Raw genomic sequence first — 21,356 nt, forward strand, 5'->3', positions numbered from 1 at the left:
ATATTAGCTTTTTGCGAGATTTAAATATTATGATATATCGTGGTTTTACGTTTAAACTAACATTAATCATATCCGATTTATTTTGACTGACACTGTTTTACCGGCATGGTTTTACTAATATTTTTTTTACCAACATTGTTTTACTGGCAATTCTGCGAGTTTTTATAAATCAATCACCTTTTATCTTTCCTTTATAAATCACTAATCAATAGCTTGATAGTATAAAAACACCGTTAATGTTTTTTAGGATAACGCCTTTTTTAGCATTTAAATCCGGCTAAATTAATCTTTTTATCTCTTTTTTATCACATTTTTTATTGATTTGTTCGTAAAATGATGGTGAGAAAATACTTGAGCGTTAATCTATTCCATTATGTTATTTTACGTGATTATTGCTTTTCAACTCTCGGTTAATGATTAGTGAATTTCGATTAAATGTCATTAATCACGCTACTGAAAAATTTGATTCATTGTGTTAAATCAGTCTGTTGAATGAAGTATTTAACCTCTCCCTGTTTGTCGTTTTAAATAGTCATAGCGGGTTAGGCAAATGTAAAATAAGTGGAGTGTAGTATTACCGATTTACCGATAAGTGGATTAAACATAGCAGGGAATAGGTTGTTTTTAGTCACTCTATACCTTTTAAAAAGCTGACATTAATGGCCTGCCTATTCTTTAATCCTTAGTTGATTAATCACCGGTAAAAGGGAGATGTAAGTTAAAAAATAATGTTGAAAATATGATAAGCTTATACAGCGATTTTCATTCTGAGGGGGTGTTTGTTTTTAATTATAAATCGGCCATGACGAAAGGTTTTTACATTTACTGAACCGTATTTAACCTCCTTGTTTTCATTAAACTGATATTTAGGTTTTCTGTTTTCTGTTTTCTGTTTTCTCCTTTTTCTGTATTTGATTTTTTAGGTTTAAAACCAATGAGGGTGGCAGAACGGCTAACGGTATTAAGATTAACGCCCATCTCTTTAATCATTTTTAATGTTGCTAAACATTCTTGCTTTTCTGGGGTTAATCTAAAATTTGCCCGGTTTTCTACAATTATAGTCTCTGATTTTTCGTAAACTTGTTGTAGTCAGGCAAAATCTTTTATTTAAGAAGATTGGTTTAATGTGGTTAATACGGTTAAATGTTTTGCTAAGATATATTATTGTTATTAGGTTAACACAGTCATCTTTTCACCTTGTTTAATCAATTTAAAACCCGTTTTCCCTGATGTTTTCTCTTCCAATGTCCGAATGCCATCGGACTTTTCATCCGCTTTTAAAAATCCTTAATCACTGCTTTTTACTTTTGATGATTAAAGTTTTTACCTGTTTTTTCGTGGTTAGCCTGGCCTCTTTTCCCGCTTTTAAAACCACACAGATAGATAAAAAAGGCTTTTTTTAACAATTGCCCCGTAAATCCTGGCCCAATGCGAGGGTGTCGCAAAAGGCCGGCATTGAAAACAAACCGCGAGTTTGGGTAAATTTTTCTGACGCCCGGTGTGAATGGAAGGCATCAGTTGTTGTAGAAATGTCGTCATAAAGGAGCCGCAACAGTCACCCAAGGTTTTGCAGGGTATTCTCTAACGCCTGATGCAGTAATTCACGGTCGTGTCGGTAGGGAACATCCTGTGCTTCGAGTATTTGCTGAGTGATAATTCGGCCGTTAAGGTCGCTGATATCTGTACAAGGGCCAACAATTACCGCATCAATTATCCGGCTGCCAATTTTGTTTTCCATTATTTCCAGCTTATCTTTCAGTGTCAGTTCAGCGGCGGCGGCACTTAATTCTTTGCCAAGATTACCGATATAAATCATATTGGCATTGCTACGGCGCAGGGATTGGGTGAGATCTTCAAGCAAAAGCAATGGCATCAAACTGGTAAAGAAGCTGCCGGGGCCGATGATAATCAGATCTGCCTGAGTAATAGCATCCAATGCCTCTTTTGTTGCTGTCGCGGGGGGATAAAGCATCAACTCCTGAGGAATACAGTGCAACTGATCAACATTAACTTCGCCATAAATGGTGTTGCCTTGATCATCTATCGCCATCAGGTCAACGGGCTGCTCAGACATTGGAATAAGATGAGCATTAACTTTCAGTAAACTGCGGATTAAATTAATCGCCTCAAGGGGCCTGACGCTCAGATGATCCAACGCTTTAAGCATCAGATTACCCAGATTGTGCCCGGCCAATTCTCCATTGCCACCGAAACGGTATTCGAACATTGCCGACGCGACACTGGGTTCGGTAATAAGCTGATTTAAACAATTGCGGGTATCACCCCAGGCAATACCGCCTTCCGAACGCCGGATTCTGCCGGTTGAACCGCCATTATCTGTCGTGGTGACAATGCCTGTCAGGCGGGAGCCTAGTGATGAAAGAGAGGACATAACGCGCCCAAGGCCATGACCTCCACCTAAAGCAACTACCCGATCTAAATCGGCTAATGTGCGGTTTCGCATAGAATTCCTGTTGCTAACTGAACGTATATTTACCGAATAATTTTAACGTAATTTATTATAAAACACGATTAACCAACTAGCGTTATGATTGGGCGCAATGTTTTAATCAATCACCAATAGAAATTGCCTGCGATTTATTCTGCCGCTGGCTAATTCATTGTATATTCAATTATATAACGAAAGTGGGTATTCGCATTTTCCTGTGTTAAGCGCTAGAATTTGTAGTGGAAATGTAAATCACAGATGTTGAAATTAACTCCTAGCCTCTGCATCTAACTCACTTTTTACACAGCGATATGATGTTTTGGCCGTGACCATTGAGTCACCAGGATGTGAGGCAGAAATGCCTGCGTCTCCCATGTTTGGAAAGGTGTTATTGTGGAACAACTCATAGATGCTTTTGCCCGCAAATTTTACTATTTACGGCTATCCATTACCGATGTATGTAATTTTCGGTGTACTTATTGCCTGCCGGAGGGTTATAAGCCCCGTGGACATCACTCCTTTTTGACATTATCCGAAATCCGTCTTGTTGGCCGAGCGTTTGCCGATCTGGGTACAGAGAAAATCCGTTTGACGGGTGGCGAACCGACCATGCGCCGTGATTTCACCGATATTATTTCCGTCATACGTGAGAATAAGTTGATTAAAACCCTGGCGGTAACTACCAACGGTTATCGAATGGAACGGGATGTTGCTCAGTGGAAAGAGGCGGGTTTAACTGCGGTGAATGTCAGTATGGACACGCTTGATCCTCGCCAGTTTCATGCGATTACCGGACAGGACAAATTTTTTCAGGTGATGCGCGGTATTGATGCAGCATTTGCGGCGGGTTTTAATAAAGTGAAAGTCAACGTGGTGTTGATGAAAAATGTGAATGATATCCGCCTGCCCGCTTTCTTGAACTGGATAAAAGATCGTCCAATTCAATTGAGATTCATCGAGTTGATGGAAACCGGTGACGGCGGAGAAATGTTTCGTCAATACCACATTTCGGGAGAAACTATCCGGGAACGTCTGTTGCTTGATGGTTGGCAGTTGCTTCAACGTTCACGCAGTGATGGACCGGCACAGGTTTTTAACCATCCTGATTATCAAGGAGAAATTGGTCTGATCATGCCTTATGAGAAAGATTTTTGTCGAAGTTGTAATCGGTTACGTGTTTCTTCAATAGGTAATCTTCATTTATGCCTGTTTGGTGAACAGGGGATACCACTGCGTGACTTGTTGGCAAGTGAAGAGCAACTCAATGATCTGAAATTGCGTATTCAGGGTGGATTGCGACATAAACGGGAAACCCATTTTCTTCATCAAGGCGATAGCGGCATCACCCCAAATCTTTCTGTCATCGGCGGTTAATTTACCGTCTGGATATTGTTGTTTTTTCAGGAGCTGAGAATGTCTCAATTAACCCACATCAATTCTACCGGTGAAGCGCATATGGTTGATGTTTCCGCTAAAGCTGAAACATCACGCGAGGCCCGGGCAGAAGCTTTTGTTGAAATGAAGCCGGAAACATTGGCAATGATTATTGATGGCAGCCATCACAAAGGTGATGTATTTGCCACCGCGAGAATAGCGGGTATCCAGGCGGCAAAGCGCACATGGGAATTAATTCCGCTATGTCATCCATTACAGCTAACTAAAGTAGAAATCCAGTTGGAGGCACAAACGGAATATAACCGGGTCAGAATTGAATCTTGTTGTCGTCTGACCGGGAGAACCGGGGTTGAAATGGAGGCACTGACAGCAGCGTCGGTCGCGGCTTTGACAATTTACGATATGTGTAAAGCAGTACAGAAAGATATGGTCATTGGGCCAGTTCGTTTGCTGGAGAAGATAGGCGGGAAATTAGGCTATTTTAAGGCGGAATAATGATTAAAGTACTATTTTTTGCTCAGGTACGTGAGCTGGTAGGTACTGATTCACTGGATCTCGATAATCGTTACACAACCGTTGATGGGTTGAGAAAGGCGTTAATATCAAAGGGAGAGCGTTGGGCCTTGGCGTTGGAAGATGGAAAATTGTTGTCAGCGGTAAACCAATCTCTCGTTCATGGCGGGCACTCATTACAGGATGGTGATGAAGTGGCTTTTTTCCCGCCAGTGACTGGGGGATGATCAATGCTGGGGAATGATTAATGAAAAACACCCGCATTTTCGTTGGGCCGGAAAATTTCAATGTAGGGGATGAATATCAATGGCTTGCGCAGTGTGATGAAGATGGCGCTATCGTCACTTTCACCGGCAAAGTCCGCAATCATAATTTGGGAGATAATGTCGGTGCGCTGAGATTGGAACATTATCCGGGAATGACGGAAAAAACGTTACAGCGTATTGTCACCGAAGCACGCAGTCGCTGGCCGTTGCAGCGAATCAGTGTTATCCATCGGATTGGTACGCTTTATCCGGGTGATGAGATTGTGTTTGTCGGTGTAACCGGCGCTCATCGTCATATGGCTTTTGAAGCGGCTGAATTTATTATGGATTATTTGAAAACGCAGGCACCTTTCTGGAAAAAAGAGTTTTTGCCTGATGGTGAACGTTGGGTTGAATCTCGTGAAAGTGATCAGGAAGCCGCGGGACGTTGGTCATGAAAGTTTTTGCTAAATTCTGCGAAGCGCTTCGAAAAAGAGTTGATTAAAAAGATTGCTATATGAGTAATTATTGAATAGTTAATTGTTTTGTTTATTTTCTATGATAATGTATAAAACTTGAGTGGGTTGTTGATACTGAACAACCTGGATTTTTGAATATTGTTATAAAAGGTAAGCTTCATGGATCGATATCCACGCTCTAATGGTTCGATAATCCAGCAAGCTGGAACCGGCCTGCAAACTTATATGGCCCAGGTTTATGGTTGGATGACTTGTGGCCTGTTGTTAACCGCGTTTGTGGCTTGGTATGTGTCACAAAATCAGGATATTGTTGAATATATTTTCTCAAACTCAGTACTCTTCTATGGGTTGATTATTGCCCAGTTTGGGTTGGTTTTCGTCCTCTCTGGCATGATTAACCGTATGGGAGCTTCGTTAGCCACGGGGCTATTTATGCTCTATTCGGCGCTGACCGGCCTGACGCTTTCTAGTATTTTCGTTATCTATACTATCGGCTCCGTTGCGAGCACTTTTGTCGTGACGGCGGGGATGTTTGGCGCACTGAGTTTTTACGGCTATACCACCAAACGTAGCCTGAGTGGCCTTGGCAGCTTCTTGTTTATGGGGCTGATCGGCATCATTTTGGCTTCTCTGATTAACTTATGGTTAAAGAGTGCAGCGTTGACGTGGGCGGTAACCTACATTGGCGTCGTTATCTTTGCGGGCTTAACCGCTTATGACACTCAGAAGCTGAAAGAGATGGGTGAAGATCTGGATGTGAATGACAAAGAGAATTTGCGTAAATTCTCGATTGTCGGCGCACTGACGCTGTATCTAGACTTTATCAACATGTTCTTGATGTTATTGCGTATTTTTGGCGATCGCCGTTAACCGCTGATTTGCTTCTGATAAAAGCCCTGCATCGTTAAGCATAGCTAAAATGCAGGGTCATTTTTGTTAAGCAATCTTCCGTCGAAATAACCAATAAGCAAGATTACCGGTTGTAGCGGTAATGGCCAAAAGAGGCCATAGACTTCTCCAGATAACAGTGAAATCAGCATCTTTGAGATAAATTTGCTTGGTGATGTCGTTAAAGTGCCAAATAGGATTAATCCAGGTGATCTCTTGTAACCATCCGGGCATATTTTCAACCGGAGAAATATAACCGGAGATTAAGATAGCGGGCATGATAAAGACAAATACGCCAATAAACGCCTGTTGCTGAGTGTAGCAAAGGGAAGAGATTAACAGGCCAAATCCCACCAGCGATAAACTGTATATCAGCATAGCGCAGTAAAACAGCGTGAGTGAACCAGAAAAGGGGATTTGATAGCAGAAGATGCCAATAGCGAGCACCAAAGTTGCCTGAAAGGTAGCGACAATTACCGCAGGAACCGCTTTGCCAATGAAAATCTGCCAAGTGGTCATGGGTGAAACCAGTAACTGGTCCAGCGTTCCCTGTTCCCTTTCACGCGCAATCGACAGCGCGGTGACCGTTAATATCCCAACCGTGGTAATCAGCGCCACCAAAGAGGGGACGACAAACCATTTATAGTCCAGGTTAGGGTTATACCAGTTGCGGATCACCAACTCGCTATTATTGGTCTTCGGCAGATTACCGATCAGTTCCTGTTGATAGTTAAGGACAATTTCTTGGATATAGCCCGCTGCAATTTGAGCGCTGTTAGAATTGCGTCCGTCCAGCAATACCTGGAGGGAAACCGGGTCATGGCTGGCAATCTTAGCACTGAAATCTTGTGGGAAACGTACCAATAATAAGGCTTTTTGGTGATCGATGACCGGTTGTATTTCTTGTGAATGGTTTAGCAACATCACGTCAGGAAATGCCTTTGATTTTGCCAGCCGTTGGGTGAGTTCAATAGAGGCTTTACCTTTGTCTTCATCAAAAATAGCAATAGTCGCGTTAGTCACATCAAGGGTTGCGGATAGAGGAAATAAGATCATCTGGAAGATAACCGGCATAACCAAGATGGCCCGTGTTTGCGGATCTCTGAGTAGAGACTGCAATTCTTTAATAATCAGGGTGTAAAGACGATAAAACATGCTAACTCCTTCTTAATCCAGACGCCGCTGGGTTTTCCATGCAGTCAGGCCAATAAACACAATAGCGGAGGCGATCAGTAATAATAGATTTATCATCAATACCGTGCTGATATTTCCCGCCAGAAAGAGCGTATGCAAGCTACTGACAAAATAACGAGCCGGGATGAAATAGGTTGTTACCTGAATAAAGGCGGGCATGCTGTTTATTTCAAAGATGAAGCCGGAAAGCATAATCGCAGGCAGAAAGGCGACATTCAACGCTATCATTGCTGCATTAAATTGGTTGCGTGTCACCGTAGAGATCAAAAGCCCGATACCAAGGGCAGTAGCCAGATAGAGGCTAGTGATCGCAGACAATATCCATAGCGAGCCTCGGTAGGGTACATCTAGTACGAATACAGCCACCAGCATACAGAGTAGCATGGAGAATGATCCAAGCACTTGATAAGGCAAGAGTTTAGAAAGCAGTAATTCGGTGCGGGTAATTTGAGTAGACAGCAGGGCTTCCATCGTACCGCGTTCCCATTCACGAGCGACTACCAATGACGTCAGGATGGCGCCAACCACGGTAATGATAATGGTGATTGCGCCGGGAATGATGAAATGCTGGCTAATTGTTGCCGGATTGAACCAATAACGGACCTGCATATCGATCAGTGGATTAACCGCGTTTCCCTGATCTTGCCCTCTTTGTTGTAGCCAAATCCGCCATACGCCTTTGGCATAATTTTGTACAAAGCTTGCGGTATTGGGTTCACTGCCGTCAGTAATGACCTGAATTTGTGCTTTAGCATCAGGGCGGGCAAGTTGCGTATCGAAATTAACAGGAATGACAACCAGCCCACGTATTTCTCCTGATTGCATCATATTAATTAATTGCTGACGATTATCACTGATTTTGGGTTCAATATAGGGCGAACCGGCAAAAGCTTGTATCAACTCACGAGCATCTTTACTTTGTTGCTCTACCAGAATACCAAGACGGACGGTGCTGGAGTCGAGATTAATACCATAGCCGAAGATAAATAACAGAATCAATGGAATGACAATAGAAATTAATCCGCTGGTGGGATCACGTAAGATCTGTTTTGTCTCTTTTACACAAAGTGCTTTCAGTCGCCACCAAGAGAAACGGACAGCTTGCTGTGGAGCATGTTGCTTTGGGCTATTCATTGTGGCTCCTCATCATAATTAATGACCAGATCAATAAACGCCTGTTCCATTGATGGGTCAGGATTTTCATCGGTAGCAACCAATTGTTTCAAATCATCTGGTGTTCCGGCGGCAATCAATTTACCGCGAAATACCAGCCCTATTCGGTCACAATATTCAGCTTCATCCATAAAGTGAGTAGTCACCATAACGGTGACGCCTTTATCTACCATGCCGTTGATATGTAGCCAGAATTCGCGTCGTATCTGCGGATCAACGCCAGAAGTCGGCTCGTCCAGAAACAGAATGTCTGGCTCATGCATCAATGAGCAGGAGAGGGCAAGGCGCTGTTTATATCCCAGAGGCAATTCATCGGTGGTTTGCTGTAAAACCGATTTGAGATTGAAAGCGTCGATCATGCCGTCAATTTTCTCTTTTTGTTTACGTCCTTGCAGACCGTAAATGCCGGAAAAGAATTTCAAGTTCTGTTCAACGGTCAGGTTGCCGTACAGAGAAAATTTCTGCGCCATATAACCTAAATGTTGACGGGCTTTCCCGGAGCTGGTTTTAAGATCCATTCCCAATACCAGAGCCTTACCGCTAGTGGGCACCATCAGCCCGCACATCATTTTAAATGTGGTGGATTTACCGGCGCCGTTCGGGCCAAGCAGACCAAAGATTTCTCCGCGTTTCACCTGAAAATCAACATGGTCAGTGGCAGCAAAATCGCCAAATTTTTTGGTTAAATCCTGTGCTTCAATCACTGTTTCTGTCGGGTTAGCTGCGATTCGTGGCATGATCTCTGCCAATTCCGAACGACGGGTAGAGCCGCCACCGAGTAAATCGATAAAAGCATCTTCAAAGCGAGGAGTTGCTTTAATGATTTCAGCATCTGGTAGTTCAAGCCGGTTAAGCAATTCTTGCGGGGAGACATCAGGTTTGAGAATAAGACGAACATATTTTCCCTGAATCACGCCATCGGTGACTTGTGGCAAGGTAAGGGCATGTTGCAGTGTTTTTCTACGGGAGTTCTGTTTGGTATCAAGTAGAAAAGAGCGTCCGTACATCTTTTGGGTTAATTTTTGCGGCTGCCCGTGGTAGAGCAATTTTCCTTGATTAAGTAACAGGACATCGCGACACTGTTCAGCTTCATCCAGATAAGACGTGCTCCAGAGAATTAGCATTCCATCATCTGCCAGCTCGTGAACCATGCGCCAGAGTTCGCGGCGGGCGATTGGGTCAACGCCAACGCCGGGTTCGTCCAGCAGCAGAACTTTGGGTTTGCCAAGCAAAGTACAGGCCAGCCCCAGTTTTTGCTTCATACCGCCTGAAAGCTTGCCCGCCAGTCGCCCGGTAAAACGGGTCAGATCGGTAAACGTGAGTAATTGCTCATAGGTTTTCTTACGTTCATCACCCAGAACGCCGCGTAGATCCGCATACAGATTCAGATTTTCTAATACGGTGAGATCTTCATACAGGCCAAATTTCTGCGGCATATAGCCCAATTCAAAACGCACTTGTACGCCATCTTTTATTGGATCAAGCCCCATGATTGCAATAGAACCACTATCGGGTTTCAGTAAGCCTGCTAACATGCGTATCAGCGTGGTTTTTCCCGCTCCATCCGGCCCGACAAGGCCGGTGACAGAGCCACCGTAGATCTCGGCGGTTAGGCTGGATACCGCAGGATGACTCAAGTTAGGAAAAGTTTTCTCGACTTTTGCCAACTTTATCGTATATGCAGCGCTGCTCATGACAGCCCCTTATTTGTCTGAATCAGAAAAATGCAGGGTCACTGGCATACCTTGACGCAGGGCTTCATCCGGGTCGGTGACAATAATGCGCAACCGATAGACTAGATCGGTACGCAGATCGGGGGTCTCTACATTTTTTGGCGTAAATTCGGCTGTGGGTGAAATAAAGCCAATTTTGCCGTGATAAGGTTTATCTTTACGGCTGTCGGTATAGAGCAAAATTTCACGTCCGGGCGTTGCCTGCCCAAGATGGCTTTCACTGATATAAGCTCGAACCCAAACCGGGTCAGTCAGAGAAAGCGTAAACACCGTATTGCCTGCCGCCAGCATGGTGCCGGGTTCAATGGCGCGGGTTAGGATAGTCCCCTGCGAGGGGGAAGTCAGTTGAGTATCTTGTAAGTCCAATTCAGCCTGAGCAACAGCCGCTTCGGCTTGAGCAAGCTGGCCTTTGGCTTCTGCAATTTCTTCTTTACGATAACCGGTTTCGAACTGGTTCAGTTTATCTTTTGCCGCTTGTAAAGCCGCTAATGCTTGATTACGGTCAGTTTTAGCATCATCTAATTCGTTGGCTGAAATAACTTTGCTTTGCCACAAACCTTGTTGGCGTTTGAAGAAACTATCAGCGAAATGCCAGGCAGCCTCACGTTGTGCAACTTCTGAACGGACTTGGGCAATTTCTTCGGTGCGATAACCCTCTTCCATCATAGCTAAACGGGCTTTAGCGCTATCACGAGTGGCTTTCGCTTTATTGAGAGCGTTAATAAATGGCCCATTATCCAGTTGGCCGATTGCTTGATTAGCTGCAATGGTATCGCCTTCATCAACTTGCAGGCTGGCGAGTTTGCCGCCAACTCGGAAACTCAGATTAACAGTACGTATATCTACGTTGCCATAGAGAGTCAGAGTTTTATCATTTTTACCTTGATAATAGTAACTTCCTAAAATAGCGCCAAGAACAACGGCGACCACTAATATTGCCAGCGTGACTTTTTTGTTGTACATGATATTCCCTGTTATTTTATTTATTCGAATTCTGTTTTTTCAGTCCATTCAGTAATAAATCAATATGCTGGATAAGGATCTGATCAATCAATTTATATTCTTCTGGCCCAATATTATTCCAGCCTGTTTGACGTAATAAGGTTTCCCTTGCCATTCTGAAAGTGAGAATTTCTCCCATGAGTGCATGGGCATGCAGCATGGTAGAGAGCTGATGTTCATCGGCGCCGATATAGCTGGCAATCAGTTTATTTAATCTATTATGGAGGGGAGCTAGCGCTTGCTCATGGATTAGAGTATAGGCATCTGTTGGGGCGAGTTGCTCTCTGGCCATTATCCGGCTGATATTGATACTCTCTTTTTCAATCATCAGACGATTAACGCCAAGAAATCCTTCGTGAATTAATCTCAATATATTTTCCGGTGAGCCTGTCGTTGATGATGAAAAAAAATCATCAATCTCTTTAAAAAGATGAGTGAACTCCTTCTTGATTGTATCAGTAATATACTGGGCGACTGCCTGATAAAGCCCCTCTTTAGATCCAAAATAGTAGGCTATGGCAGCAATGTTCTGTTGAGCGCGCAATGCGATTTCCCTAGTTGTTGCACCGGTCAGTCCTGATTTACCGAAAATTTCAAGGGCTGCTTCGAGTAACTGTTGTTTGGCTTGTTCGCCTCTGGCGGTTTGGGTGTTGTTGACTGACATGGACATGCATCCTGTTGCAAATAATCAAAAGACTTAAACAAAATATCAATCATGGGGTAACTCTATACTTATAGTAAATCAATGTAAATTGCATAAAAATGTTATGGATCATGAAAATTACCGGCTAAATAGCTGTAGTTTTAGTTGCGCCATCAGAAAGTATATCTGATATAATAATTCAGATATGGCGCATTGCAGTTTGTGTTTTTTTCTTTGTGGTATTTACCACGTCTGATTTTCTTCCCATAAAACTGCCCCTGAATAGCGTTCAGGAATGGTGAAGTCTGGAGCATTTCTTATTTATGAATTTTGAATCACTTGGCTTAAGTGCTGATATTTTGCGTGCCATTGAAGAACAGGGTTATTCAGTGCCAACGCCAATCCAACAGCAGGCAATCCCTGTCGTATTAGCAGGTAAAGATTTATTAGCGAGTGCTCAAACAGGCACGGGTAAAACCGCAGGTTTTACCTTACCCATGCTGCAACGGTTAAATGATTCTTCTATTCAGGTGAAAGGGCGCCGACCGGTCAGAGCATTAATCCTGACGCCAACCCGTGAATTGGCTGCTCAAGTGGGGGAAAATGTACGTGATTACAGTAAATACCTCAGATTGCGCTCTCTGGTTGTTTTTGGCGGTGTTAGCATTAATCCTCAGATGATGAAATTGCGTGGTGGTGTGGATATTTTGGTCGCCACGCCGGGGCGTTTACTGGATCTTGAACATCAGAATGCAGTTGATTTATCGCGGGTAGAGATTCTGGTATTGGATGAAGCTGACCGTATGCTGGATATGGGATTTATTCATGACATCCGCCGAGTGCTGAATAAATTACCGCCGAAACGGCAAAATTTGCTGTTTTCTGCAACTTTCTCTGACGATATCAAAAATTTAGCCAATAAATTACTGCATGATCCTGTTAGTGTTGAGGTTGCACGTCGTAACTCTGCTTCTGAACAGATTGAGCAGTTTGTTCACTTTGTCGATAAAAAGCGTAAAGGTGAGTTGCTTTCTTTCTTGATCGGGAGCCGTAACTGGCAGCAAGTTCTGGTGTTTACCCGAACCAAGCATGGGGCAAACCGTTTGGCGGAACAGTTAAATAAAGATGGTGTAACGGCTGCTGCTATTCATGGTAACAAAAGTCAGGGAGCGAGAACCCGTGCGTTGGCTGATTTTAAAGCGGGCCGCATCAGGGTATTAGTTGCGACAGATATTGCAGCTCGTGGTCTGGATATTGATCAACTGCCTTATGTAGTGAATTTTGAATTGCCTAATGTCGCCGAAGATTATGTCCATCGTATCGGTCGTACTGGTCGGGCAGACGCAACAGGGCAAGCCCTTTCTCTGGTTTGTGTTGATGAGCACAAATTATTGAAAGATATTGAACGTTTGCTAAAACGGGAGATTCCTCGTATGGCGATTCCCGGCTATGAGCCAGATCCCACCATCAAGGCCGAACCTATTCAGAATGGCCGTCAGGCACGTGGCGATAATCGGCAGAAAAACAGCCATCGTCGCTCTGGGGCGCCTTCGCGTCAGCGTAGCCGCAATCATGATGGATCTCATAAATCGCCGAGCGCCAGAGGTTAATTAATGCGGGTTTTACTGGCGCCGATGGAAGGTGTGCTGGACTCTTTGGTCAGGGAACTTCTGAGTGAGATTAACGAGTATGATCTGTGCATTACGGAATTTTTACGGGTTGTCGATAGCCTATTGCCGGTAAAATCTTTTTATCGGCTTTGCCCTGAATTACGTAACCAAAGCCGGACGCCATCCGGCACATTGGTACGGATTCAGCTCTTGGGTCAATATCCACAGTGGCTGGCGGAAAACGCGGCACGAGCGATTGAATTAGGGTCCTATGGAGTTGATTTAAATTGCGGTTGCCCGTCAAAAACGGTCAACGGCAGCGGTGGCGGGGCAACGTTGCTAAAAGATCCTGAACTGATTTATCAGGGAGCGAAAGCGATACGTGAAGCGGTACCTGCTCATTTGCCTGTGACGGTTAAGGTTCGCTTGGGTTGGGATAGCGGTGATCGGCAATTCGAAATTGCTGATGCGGTACAACAGGCGGGCGCGACGGAAATTACGGTTCATGGGCGAACGAAAGAGGATGGTTATCAAGCGGAGCGTATTAACTGGCAAGCGATTGGTGAAATTCGCCAACGTCTTGCTATTCCGGTTATCGCTAATGGTGAGATTTGGGATTGGCAAAGCGCGCAGGATTGCCTGAGTGTGACAGGCTGCGATGCGGTCATGATTGGGCGAGGGGCGCTTCATGTTCCTAATTTGAGCCGAGTGGTGAAATATAACGAGCCAAAAATGTGCTGGCAGGATGTTGTTCAACTACTGCAAAAATATATCCGGTTGGAAAAGCAGGGTGATACCGGGCAATATCATGTTGCCCGGATTAAACAGTGGCTTGGTTATTTGCGTAAAGAATATGGAGAGGCAACAACGCTGTTTGAGGAGATAAGAAAGTTAAAAACATCTGCTGATATAGCGCATGTGATCTCTTTGGTATAACAGATGATTAAGAGCAACTTAAAACCTGTTTCCATTAGGGCTATTATTTTATTTTGCTCTTCTTTGTTATGAAAAATGAACTTGGGCAGTGCTTAGGCAAAAGCATGCCCATGAATATGTAAGACCGTTACTCTTTTTGAGGATTATTGTTATTCCACTCGTCGCGAGTTATTTCCCATGTTTCCGAGAGCATTCTTCCACTAACAAAATCTTTATTCTCTAGTCTTATTAACCGCATACCACTTTTAATTGATATTTTCTTTGAGGCAATATTGTCACTGGATTTAGGCGCTCTGAGTACTTTGCGATTTAGGGTATTAAACCAAAAATCGGTAACTACTTGGACAGCTTCGGTCATAAATCCGTTTCCATGCCATTGTGGGTCTAGCCAGAAACCTCTATTATTATTTTCTTGCTCATATAGCGATATCATTCCTATTATTATAGATGGCTCATCCTTCTTTCTTATAGTCCAAAACCATGCATTTCCTTCTGCCATTGATGGTAGCGCAATATTATTTATATATTCCCAGGCGCCATTATCTGGGTAGGGCCACGGGGTGTTTGCTGTGAGATAGCGAACAATTTCCCATTGAGGAAAGATGTTTTGAATTTGTATATGATCCTTACTTTCTAAAGGAGATAATATTAATCTTTTGGTTTCTAGTTTTTTTTGTTCCATTTTAGTTTCCCTTTGTAATGTTCTGTCTTATAAAAAAGTAGCAAAAGGTGTTAATTGAAATATTAATGATTCCTCCTGTCTTGTTAGATGATAATGAATTTAATTACCATTATGTGATATTTTTGTCAAAGAAATTTTAATTGATGTGATAATGGTTACTATGAATGATCTGGGTGCGTTGGGAAAAGAATGGAACCTTTAATCAAGGTTCCATTTTGGCTAAGTTATAAAAAGAGTCAATACGATGAAATTAACAGGTATTATCTTCATCTTGAATGATAGATGAGAGGAAGTTTCTAATATTGCGAGACTGACCATCGTTAATCACAACAATGTCGTAATCAGTCGGTGGATTAGAACGATCATTAACTACAGTAAAACTCATGCCATACTCTTTGGCATAAGCATCAAGGTGTCGAGATACTAGTTTTTCAATTAAACCTTGAGAAGGTTTTAAATCAGGTGAAGTAAAAGCTAAATCTGGCGTAAGTTGAGTGTAATTCTTATCCTTCACGACGGAGATAAAACCGTTAACGATTAAAGTTGATATTGGATAGAGAACCTTAATTTCTTCTAATCCTTTTACACTCCAGGCGAGGGTAACGATATCTTTACGATTGTGGACTCGGAGGAAATTACTTTTATAGCTAGAGAGTAATGTTCCATTAAAAACAGATTCACTATAAGATGCAAAAACATCGTTACCGGCAGTTGGGGCAGCAAAGGAAGAAACATGAATACGAATATTATTATTTCCTTTATCAATATAACGTCTCTTTAAATACACACCAAGCGTAGAGGCCATTACACCGCCTAAACTGTGCCCTGTAAGAGTAATATTATGTACGCCTTCTTCCAGAGCAATTTTATCAATTGCTTCAATCAATGATTCTCCATAACCAGGTGGGTTATTGCTCTTTATTTGGTTGACAACATAGTCTAAGGTTATGTGGGTTCCTTTTGAAATTTTAGCATCTTTGGGGGCTTTTGAATCCCAAATTGACCAGTTTTCAGTTGTGCCTACATTGAAATTCTCATCAAACCAGTTAACAGCAGACCATGATCCACGAATAACAATTCGATAATCGTTTGGATTGTTGAGATCTTTCACAACGAATAAAACGTGATCATCTTTTTTATCTGTAGCACTCTTTTTCTTATTAACATCAACACTACCGACACGAAAAACAGCAGGTCCCCAAGTGATAGCGAATCTATTGGCTGTCGCTTTACTACTTGCTAATGATTTTTGAATATTTTCTGAAACGATAGCCGGTTCTGGTTGATATGTTATTATACTTCCCGAGTTAATAATAAAGCCTAACGCGAGATTTATTTTTTGATCTTCAAGAGAAATTGTCATTTTTGTTTCCAATTTTTAATATAATGAATGCTGATCTGATGTGTTAGCTTAAACATCAATGATCAATATTTTGGGTTTTTATCTAAATAACAGAGTAAAAGTTAATAATAATCTTTAAATCTGTTAAATGAGAGTATATAATTTTTTAAAGTTATTTTATTTAACAAAATAAATTATCTATTATGAACTTTGAAATAATTGATAAAAATTATGCTATGCTTTTGTAAGATTATATTAACTATTGGGAATGATAACGTGAAGGGTGTGGCTATATATTATCTAAGAAAAACAATTTATATTGGTATCTACAAAGTGAGTGATAGTGAATTACTGTAATTAGTGATAGGTAGTAAAAATAATTTATTTGCTCTATTCAATTATAATTTATTGAAATTAATGAAGCCTTTAATAAAGGCTCCATTTAAATAAAATATATACATAATAAGATAAAGTTATGTAATATCGATTTTATCTTTGGTTTAAAACTTGAAGAGATCAATAATCCTTTCGGATAGACTATCATTAACCACAACAATATCGTAACTAGTCGGTATCTCTGGACCATTCTCGATTCGAATGAAACTCATGCCATAGCCTTCGGGATATGCATCGATATGTTGATAACCTATCTTATTAAATAAGCCGTGAATGGAGTCTGGAATCTTTATAGTAAAAGAGTAATCTGGGAAGATCTGGGTGTAATTTTTATCGAGGACAAAAAAAATAGCTGCATCAACCAATACTTCGATTGCTATATGTGGATAGATAGCCTTAATTTTCTTTAAATCTTCGATAGCCCATGCCAAGGGAACGATATCATGATTATTATGAATTCTCAGAAAATGACTTTCATAAGAGTTAGGGCTTAATGTTCCTTTGAAAAAAGCGTCAGAATAGGATGCGAAAATATCATTGCCGGCAGTGGGGCCTGCAAAGGAGCAAACGTGAATACGTATATTGTTGTTGTTGATGTAGCGCCTTTTAAGATATAAACCAATAGTAGAAGCGAGTAAACCGCCCAAACTGTGTCCCGTGACGGTAATATTCAGTATCTTATCTTTTCCTTCTTCTGTGGTAATTCTATCAATTTCATCGATTAGTGATACGTAATCCTTATTAAGAGGCTTGCCATTAATAAGAGACTTTAATGCTAAGTCTGTTCCATAGGAGATCTTAGCGTCTTTAAACTCTTGGGGGATATTTATATCCCAATTTGACCAGTCTACAGTTGTAGCTACAAGAAGATCTTCATCAATCGCATTAATCTGGGACCAGGTTCCTCGAATAACAAGGCGATAATCACTTGGATTGTCGGTATTTTTCACAATCATTACAACGTGATCATATTTTTTATCATGGTATTTGTTATCAATACGGAACACTGCCGGTCCCCAAACGATAGAGAATTTATCTGCCGTTGTCTTACTGCTTTTAAGTGATTTATTAATATCAGACTCAATGATGTTTATTTTGTCTGGTTTGTCAGAAATTTCTCCAGAATTGATAATAAGACTTAACGCGAGATTTAATTTTTGCTCTTCAAGAGATATCGTCATTTTTACCCCCGTCTATTTCTTTCATATGATAAGTATTGATCTGATGTTTGGACTCAAACATCAAGGTTTAAATTTTTTAATCTTCCGTCTAAATAAAAATATAGTTAATTTTAAAGTTAATAATGAATTTTAAATCTGTCAAATGTGTGCAAAGGATTTTTTAATGTTATTTTATTTGGCGATATGTAAATTATTTATTACGAAATTAAAAATAGGTGATAAAAGTGATGTGCCAAATAATTCCATGAAAATATCATTACATCTTTGAAAGATTATATGAAATTACTTTGTGTATAATGTCGCTTATGGAAAGTCATTTATTGCAATGAATGGAACCTTTAATAAAGGCTCCACTTATATTTTACATGATGGAATAAAGTTATGTAATACTAATTCTATCCTTGGTTAAAAATTTGAAGAGATCAATGATACTTTCGGATAGGCTATCATTAACCACAACAATATCGTAATCAGTCGGTATATTTGAACTATCATCAATGGTGATGAAACTCATGCCATACTCTTTGGTATAGGCACGAATATGTTGATTGCCAATATTAACCAGTAAATCGTCAAACGACGCTATTGGTAATATTGGAATCTGTGAATTAATAGGGAGATCTGGGGAAATTTGCGTGTAATTCTTATCAAGGACGGAAACAATAAGAGCATCAATTGTGACAGTTAACACTGGATAGATAGCTTTAACTTCCTCCAAACCTTTTATATGCCAGGCTAAGGGAACGACATCTGTACTATTATGAATTCTCAGAAAATCACTTTTGTAACCGGCTACTGATATATCATTGAAAATAGATTCAGAGTAGGATGCGAAAGCATCGTTACCAGCAGTTGGGCCTGCAAAAGCACAAACATTAATTCGAATATTGTTGCTTCTTTTATCAAGATACCGTCTCTTTAGATATAAACCAATGGTAGAAGATAGTACGCCTCCTAAACTGTGTCCTGTGATAGTAATATTTTGTATCCCTTCTTTCAGGGCAATTTTATCAATAGCATCAGTGAGTGATTCTCCATAACCTGGAGGATTGTTGCTTTTCAATTGATTAAGAATATAGCCTAATGCCATGTCAGTGCCATAGGCTATCTTGGCATTTTCAGGTGATCTTGAATCCCATCGTGCCCAATCTTGAGTCTTACAGACAATAATATCTTCATTGAGCCAGTTAATATCGGACCATGATCCCCGAATAACCACGCGATAGTCATTTGGGTCATGGAGATTTTGTGCAATGAATAGAACGTGATCATCCTTTTTATCTATAACGCTTTTTTTCCCACCAACGTCATCAACGCGGAACACCGCGGGTCCCCAGATGATAGTGAATTTATTTGCTGTTGCTTTACTGTTTTCCAATGATCTGTGGATATTTTCCGAAACAATGCCCGGTTCTGGTTTGCTAGTTTTTATACCTCCAGAGTTAATAACGAGGCTGAGCGCGAGATTTATTTTTTGATCTTCACGAGAAATAGTCATTTTTACTCCCTATTTTTTCATGTAATAAGTATTAATGCGAGGTGTAGGTTTAAATATCGAGATTTAATTCTTTTTTTCTTCCATTTAGACAAAAACAGAATTAAACTTAAAGTTAATAATAACTTTTAAATCTGTCAAATAATTACATGGGTTTTTTGATATTGCTTCATTTGACAAAAATATAAATTATTTATTTTTAAATTAAAAGTAAATGATCAAGATTATATATTGAATAATTACATGTAAATATTATTGCTATTTTTTAGAATTATATTTATTACTTGATAGTGGTAATATATAAATAACTTTGAGATCGTCTTTGTGAATAATTTCATTGGGAATGATTATAAATCAGTGATATTCTAATGATATGTAGAGGGAAGTGATTTTATTATTATATTTAAGTCGCTGTTGTTTAATTGAGCCTTTGTAATAAGGCTCCATTAATTTTATATAAAATATAGATAAAGCACAATAAATTTATTCTGCATTAATATTACCATCAGGCAGAGGTATAAGTAAGAAATAAGCGACGATATCTTGAGATAGATTACTATTAATAACCACAAGATCATCAATAGGTGGTTTAGTACCGTCATTAACCTCCACTAAATTCATGCCATATTGGTTGGCATAGGCTTTAATATGTTGAAAAACAACTTGCTTATTGAGATCTAATTTTAAAATAGGTGCCGTAAAAGATAAATCTGGCGTGAGTTTGGTGTAACGCTTATCTTTCACAAGCAGAACAATCTTTTTAAATCTGTCAATTAATTTTTCATCTAATTTAATTAATGGTTCATAGATAGTTGGAATCTTTTCTAATCCGTCCAGATTCCAGATGAGGGAAATGACATCTTTTTGATTATGGACCCTTAAGAAATAGCTCTTATAGCTGGTTGCTGACGTGTGGTTAAAGACATATTTAATGTAAGAGGCAAAAACATCATTACCGGTATTTGGGCTGGCAAAAGAGCAAACATGAATACGAATATTGTTATTCCCTTTATTAAGGTATAAGCGTTTTAAATATAATCCAAGGGTAGAAGCGAGAATACCACCCAAACTGTGGCCGGTGATGGTAATATTATGAATACCTTTTTCCGCAGCAATTTTATTAATTGCTTCAATGAGTGATTCTCCATAACCAGGAATATTGTTACTTTTTACTTGATTAACAATATAGTCTAATGCGATGTGGGTTCCATAAGAGATTTTAGCGTCTTTAAATTCTTCAGGGATATTTTGATCCCAAAGTGACCAATTTACTGTTTCGTGTACAGCAAAGTTTTCAACCTGCCAGTTAACATCAGACCATGATCCACGGATAACGATGCGATAATCATGAGGAATTTTGCGATTTTTTACAATAAATAAAACGTGGTCGTCCTTATTATCTTTAGTGTTTTTTCCATTATCAACACGAAAAACAGCGGGTCCCCAAATAACAGAGAATCTATTGGCGGTTACTTTGCTCTTTTCCAATGATGTTTGAATGTTTTCCGCAACCATAGCCGGTTCTGGTTTTTCGGTTATTATACTTCCTGCACCACTGATAAAGCTGAGCGCGAGATTTATTCTTTGATCTTTAAGAGAAATAGTCATTTTTAATCTCCATTTTCATAATATAAATTTTAATATTATGCTCTGGTAAAAGTATCAATATCCAACTTTTTATAACCCATCGCATAAGAATATTTTATTTTTATTTCTTTTTGGTAAAACGTATGGCAGATAAATATTTAAATAAAAATCAATCAGTTTTTAACCTTACTTGGTGTCGATCTCCTCATGTGTTTCTTCTAAAGATAATCCCTGTTTGAATAGTATCTTAATCTTATTTTTAAATAAAAAACAGAGTTGAATTTTAAGTTGATAATAATAATATTTAAATTTATAAATATATTTATTTCATTATTTAATGTAACTATGATTGATAAAAAATAATATTAAATGAGAATGGGAAATGAAATTAATAAATGGGGTTTTGAAATATA

General features: G+C 40.2%; 19 protein-coding genes and 1 riboswitch. Of the genes, 7 read left to right on the forward strand and 12 right to left on the reverse strand.

Annotation, left to right across the window (positions count from 1 at the left end; genetic code table 11):
• Positions 1-822: 822 nt before the first annotated feature.
• Positions 823-990, reverse strand: coding sequence for a hypothetical protein (locus tag EAE93_RS00005; protein WP_214038794.1), 168 nt, complete (start codon positions 988-990; stop codon positions 823-825).
• Positions 991-1,555: 565 nt separating this feature from the next.
• Positions 1,556-2,464, reverse strand: a complete 909-nt coding sequence (yvcK, locus tag EAE93_RS00010) for a uridine diphosphate-N-acetylglucosamine-binding protein YvcK (protein WP_036777875.1) — start codon at positions 2,462-2,464, stop codon at positions 1,556-1,558.
• A 244-nt stretch (positions 2,465-2,708) separates the two neighbouring features.
• A riboswitch (molybdenum cofactor riboswitch) is annotated at positions 2,709-2,853 on the forward strand.
• Here yvcK and moaA point away from each other — a divergent pair.
• The 5 genes from moaA to EAE93_RS00035 all read left to right on the forward strand — a co-directional run bounded on the left by moaA (position 2,840) and on the right by EAE93_RS00035 (position 5,951).
• Entirely contained in the window at positions 2,840-3,823 is a 984-nt protein-coding gene (moaA, locus tag EAE93_RS00015) for a GTP 3',8-cyclase MoaA (RefSeq protein WP_214039010.1), read from the forward strand. Its footprint overlaps the riboswitch before it by 14 nt.
• 39 nt (positions 3,824-3,862) lie before the next feature.
• Positions 3,863-4,339 (forward strand): cyclic pyranopterin monophosphate synthase MoaC, encoded by a 477-nt coding sequence (gene moaC / locus EAE93_RS00020; protein WP_036777877.1) that lies wholly within the window; start codon positions 3,863-3,865, stop codon positions 4,337-4,339.
• Complete coding sequence (gene moaD, locus EAE93_RS00025) at positions 4,339-4,584, forward strand: molybdopterin synthase sulfur carrier subunit (RefSeq protein WP_036777878.1); 246 nt, start codon at positions 4,339-4,341, stop codon at positions 4,582-4,584. The genes moaC and moaD overlap by 1 nt, the downstream gene beginning before the upstream one ends.
• Positions 4,585-4,604: 20 nt before the next feature.
• Positions 4,605-5,060, forward strand: coding sequence for a molybdopterin synthase catalytic subunit MoaE (gene moaE / locus EAE93_RS00030; protein ID WP_105398923.1), 456 nt, complete (start codon positions 4,605-4,607; stop codon positions 5,058-5,060).
• 180 nt (positions 5,061-5,240) lie between these two features.
• Positions 5,241-5,951 (forward strand): Bax inhibitor-1/YccA family protein, encoded by a 711-nt coding sequence (locus EAE93_RS00035; protein WP_214038795.1) that lies wholly within the window; start codon positions 5,241-5,243, stop codon positions 5,949-5,951.
• Between the two features lie 66 nt (positions 5,952-6,017).
• Here EAE93_RS00035 and EAE93_RS00040 read toward each other — a convergent pair whose 3' ends face one another.
• The 5 genes from EAE93_RS00040 to EAE93_RS00060 are packed head-to-tail and all read right to left on the reverse strand — an operon-like array spanning position 6,018 to position 11,735.
• Positions 6,018-7,124, reverse strand: a complete 1,107-nt coding sequence (locus tag EAE93_RS00040) for an ABC transporter permease (RefSeq protein ID WP_214038796.1) — start codon at positions 7,122-7,124, stop codon at positions 6,018-6,020.
• Positions 7,125-7,136: 12 nt separating this feature from the next.
• Entirely contained in the window at positions 7,137-8,297 is a 1,161-nt protein-coding gene (locus tag EAE93_RS00045; RefSeq protein WP_214038797.1) for an ABC transporter permease, read from the reverse strand.
• Complete coding sequence (locus EAE93_RS00050) at positions 8,294-10,030, reverse strand: ATP-binding cassette domain-containing protein (protein WP_214038798.1); 1,737 nt, start codon at positions 10,028-10,030, stop codon at positions 8,294-8,296. The genes EAE93_RS00045 and EAE93_RS00050 overlap by 4 nt, the downstream gene beginning before the upstream one ends.
• Before the next feature lie 9 nt (positions 10,031-10,039).
• On the reverse strand, positions 10,040-11,032 hold the full coding sequence (gene hlyD / locus EAE93_RS00055) for a secretion protein HlyD (protein ID WP_214038799.1): 993 nt from the start codon (positions 11,030-11,032) through the stop codon (positions 10,040-10,042).
• Positions 11,033-11,048: 16 nt separating this feature from the next.
• A complete protein-coding gene (locus EAE93_RS00060; protein WP_036814589.1) occupies positions 11,049-11,735 on the reverse strand; it encodes a transcriptional regulator in 687 nt (228 codons plus the stop codon).
• A 302-nt stretch (positions 11,736-12,037) separates the two neighbouring features.
• Between EAE93_RS00060 and rhlE the strand changes: the two genes are divergently transcribed.
• Together rhlE and dusC are read left to right on the forward strand one after the other, a co-directional pair.
• Positions 12,038-13,324: an ATP-dependent RNA helicase RhlE gene (gene rhlE / locus EAE93_RS00065; protein WP_214038800.1), complete on the forward strand. Its 1,287-nt coding sequence runs from the start codon at positions 12,038-12,040 to the stop codon at positions 13,322-13,324.
• A gap of 3 nt (positions 13,325-13,327) precedes the next feature.
• Positions 13,328-14,260 carry a tRNA dihydrouridine(16) synthase DusC gene (gene dusC / locus EAE93_RS00070; RefSeq protein WP_214038801.1) on the forward strand — a complete coding sequence of 311 codons (933 nt, stop codon included), beginning with the start codon at positions 13,328-13,330 and terminating at the stop codon, positions 14,258-14,260.
• Between the two features lie 127 nt (positions 14,261-14,387).
• Here dusC and EAE93_RS00075 read toward each other — a convergent pair whose 3' ends face one another.
• The 5 genes from EAE93_RS00075 to EAE93_RS00095 all read right to left on the reverse strand — a co-directional run bounded on the left by EAE93_RS00075 (position 14,388) and on the right by EAE93_RS00095 (position 20,964).
• On the reverse strand, positions 14,388-14,942 hold the full coding sequence (locus EAE93_RS00075; RefSeq protein ID WP_214038802.1) for a GNAT family N-acetyltransferase: 555 nt from the start codon (positions 14,940-14,942) through the stop codon (positions 14,388-14,390).
• Between the two features lie 250 nt (positions 14,943-15,192).
• A complete protein-coding gene (locus EAE93_RS00080; protein ID WP_214038803.1) occupies positions 15,193-16,305 on the reverse strand; it encodes a lipase family protein in 1,113 nt (370 codons plus the stop codon).
• Between the two features lie 479 nt (positions 16,306-16,784).
• Complete coding sequence (locus EAE93_RS00085; RefSeq protein ID WP_036814594.1) at positions 16,785-17,861, reverse strand: lipase family protein; 1,077 nt, start codon at positions 17,859-17,861, stop codon at positions 16,785-16,787.
• A gap of 379 nt (positions 17,862-18,240) precedes the next feature.
• A complete protein-coding gene (locus EAE93_RS00090; protein WP_040150986.1) occupies positions 18,241-19,359 on the reverse strand; it encodes a lipase family protein in 1,119 nt (372 codons plus the stop codon).
• Positions 19,360-19,839: 480 nt separating this feature from the next.
• The gene (locus EAE93_RS00095) at positions 19,840-20,964 is read right to left on the reverse strand and encodes a lipase family protein (protein ID WP_214038804.1); all 1,125 of its coding nucleotides are present in this window, start codon (positions 20,962-20,964) and stop codon (positions 19,840-19,842) included.
• Between the last annotated feature and the right edge of the window lie 392 nt (positions 20,965-21,356).

Origin of the sequence: Photorhabdus akhurstii (assembly GCF_018448925.1) — a bacterium.
GTDB classification, from domain to species: domain Bacteria; phylum Pseudomonadota; class Gammaproteobacteria; order Enterobacterales; family Enterobacteriaceae; genus Photorhabdus; species Photorhabdus akhurstii.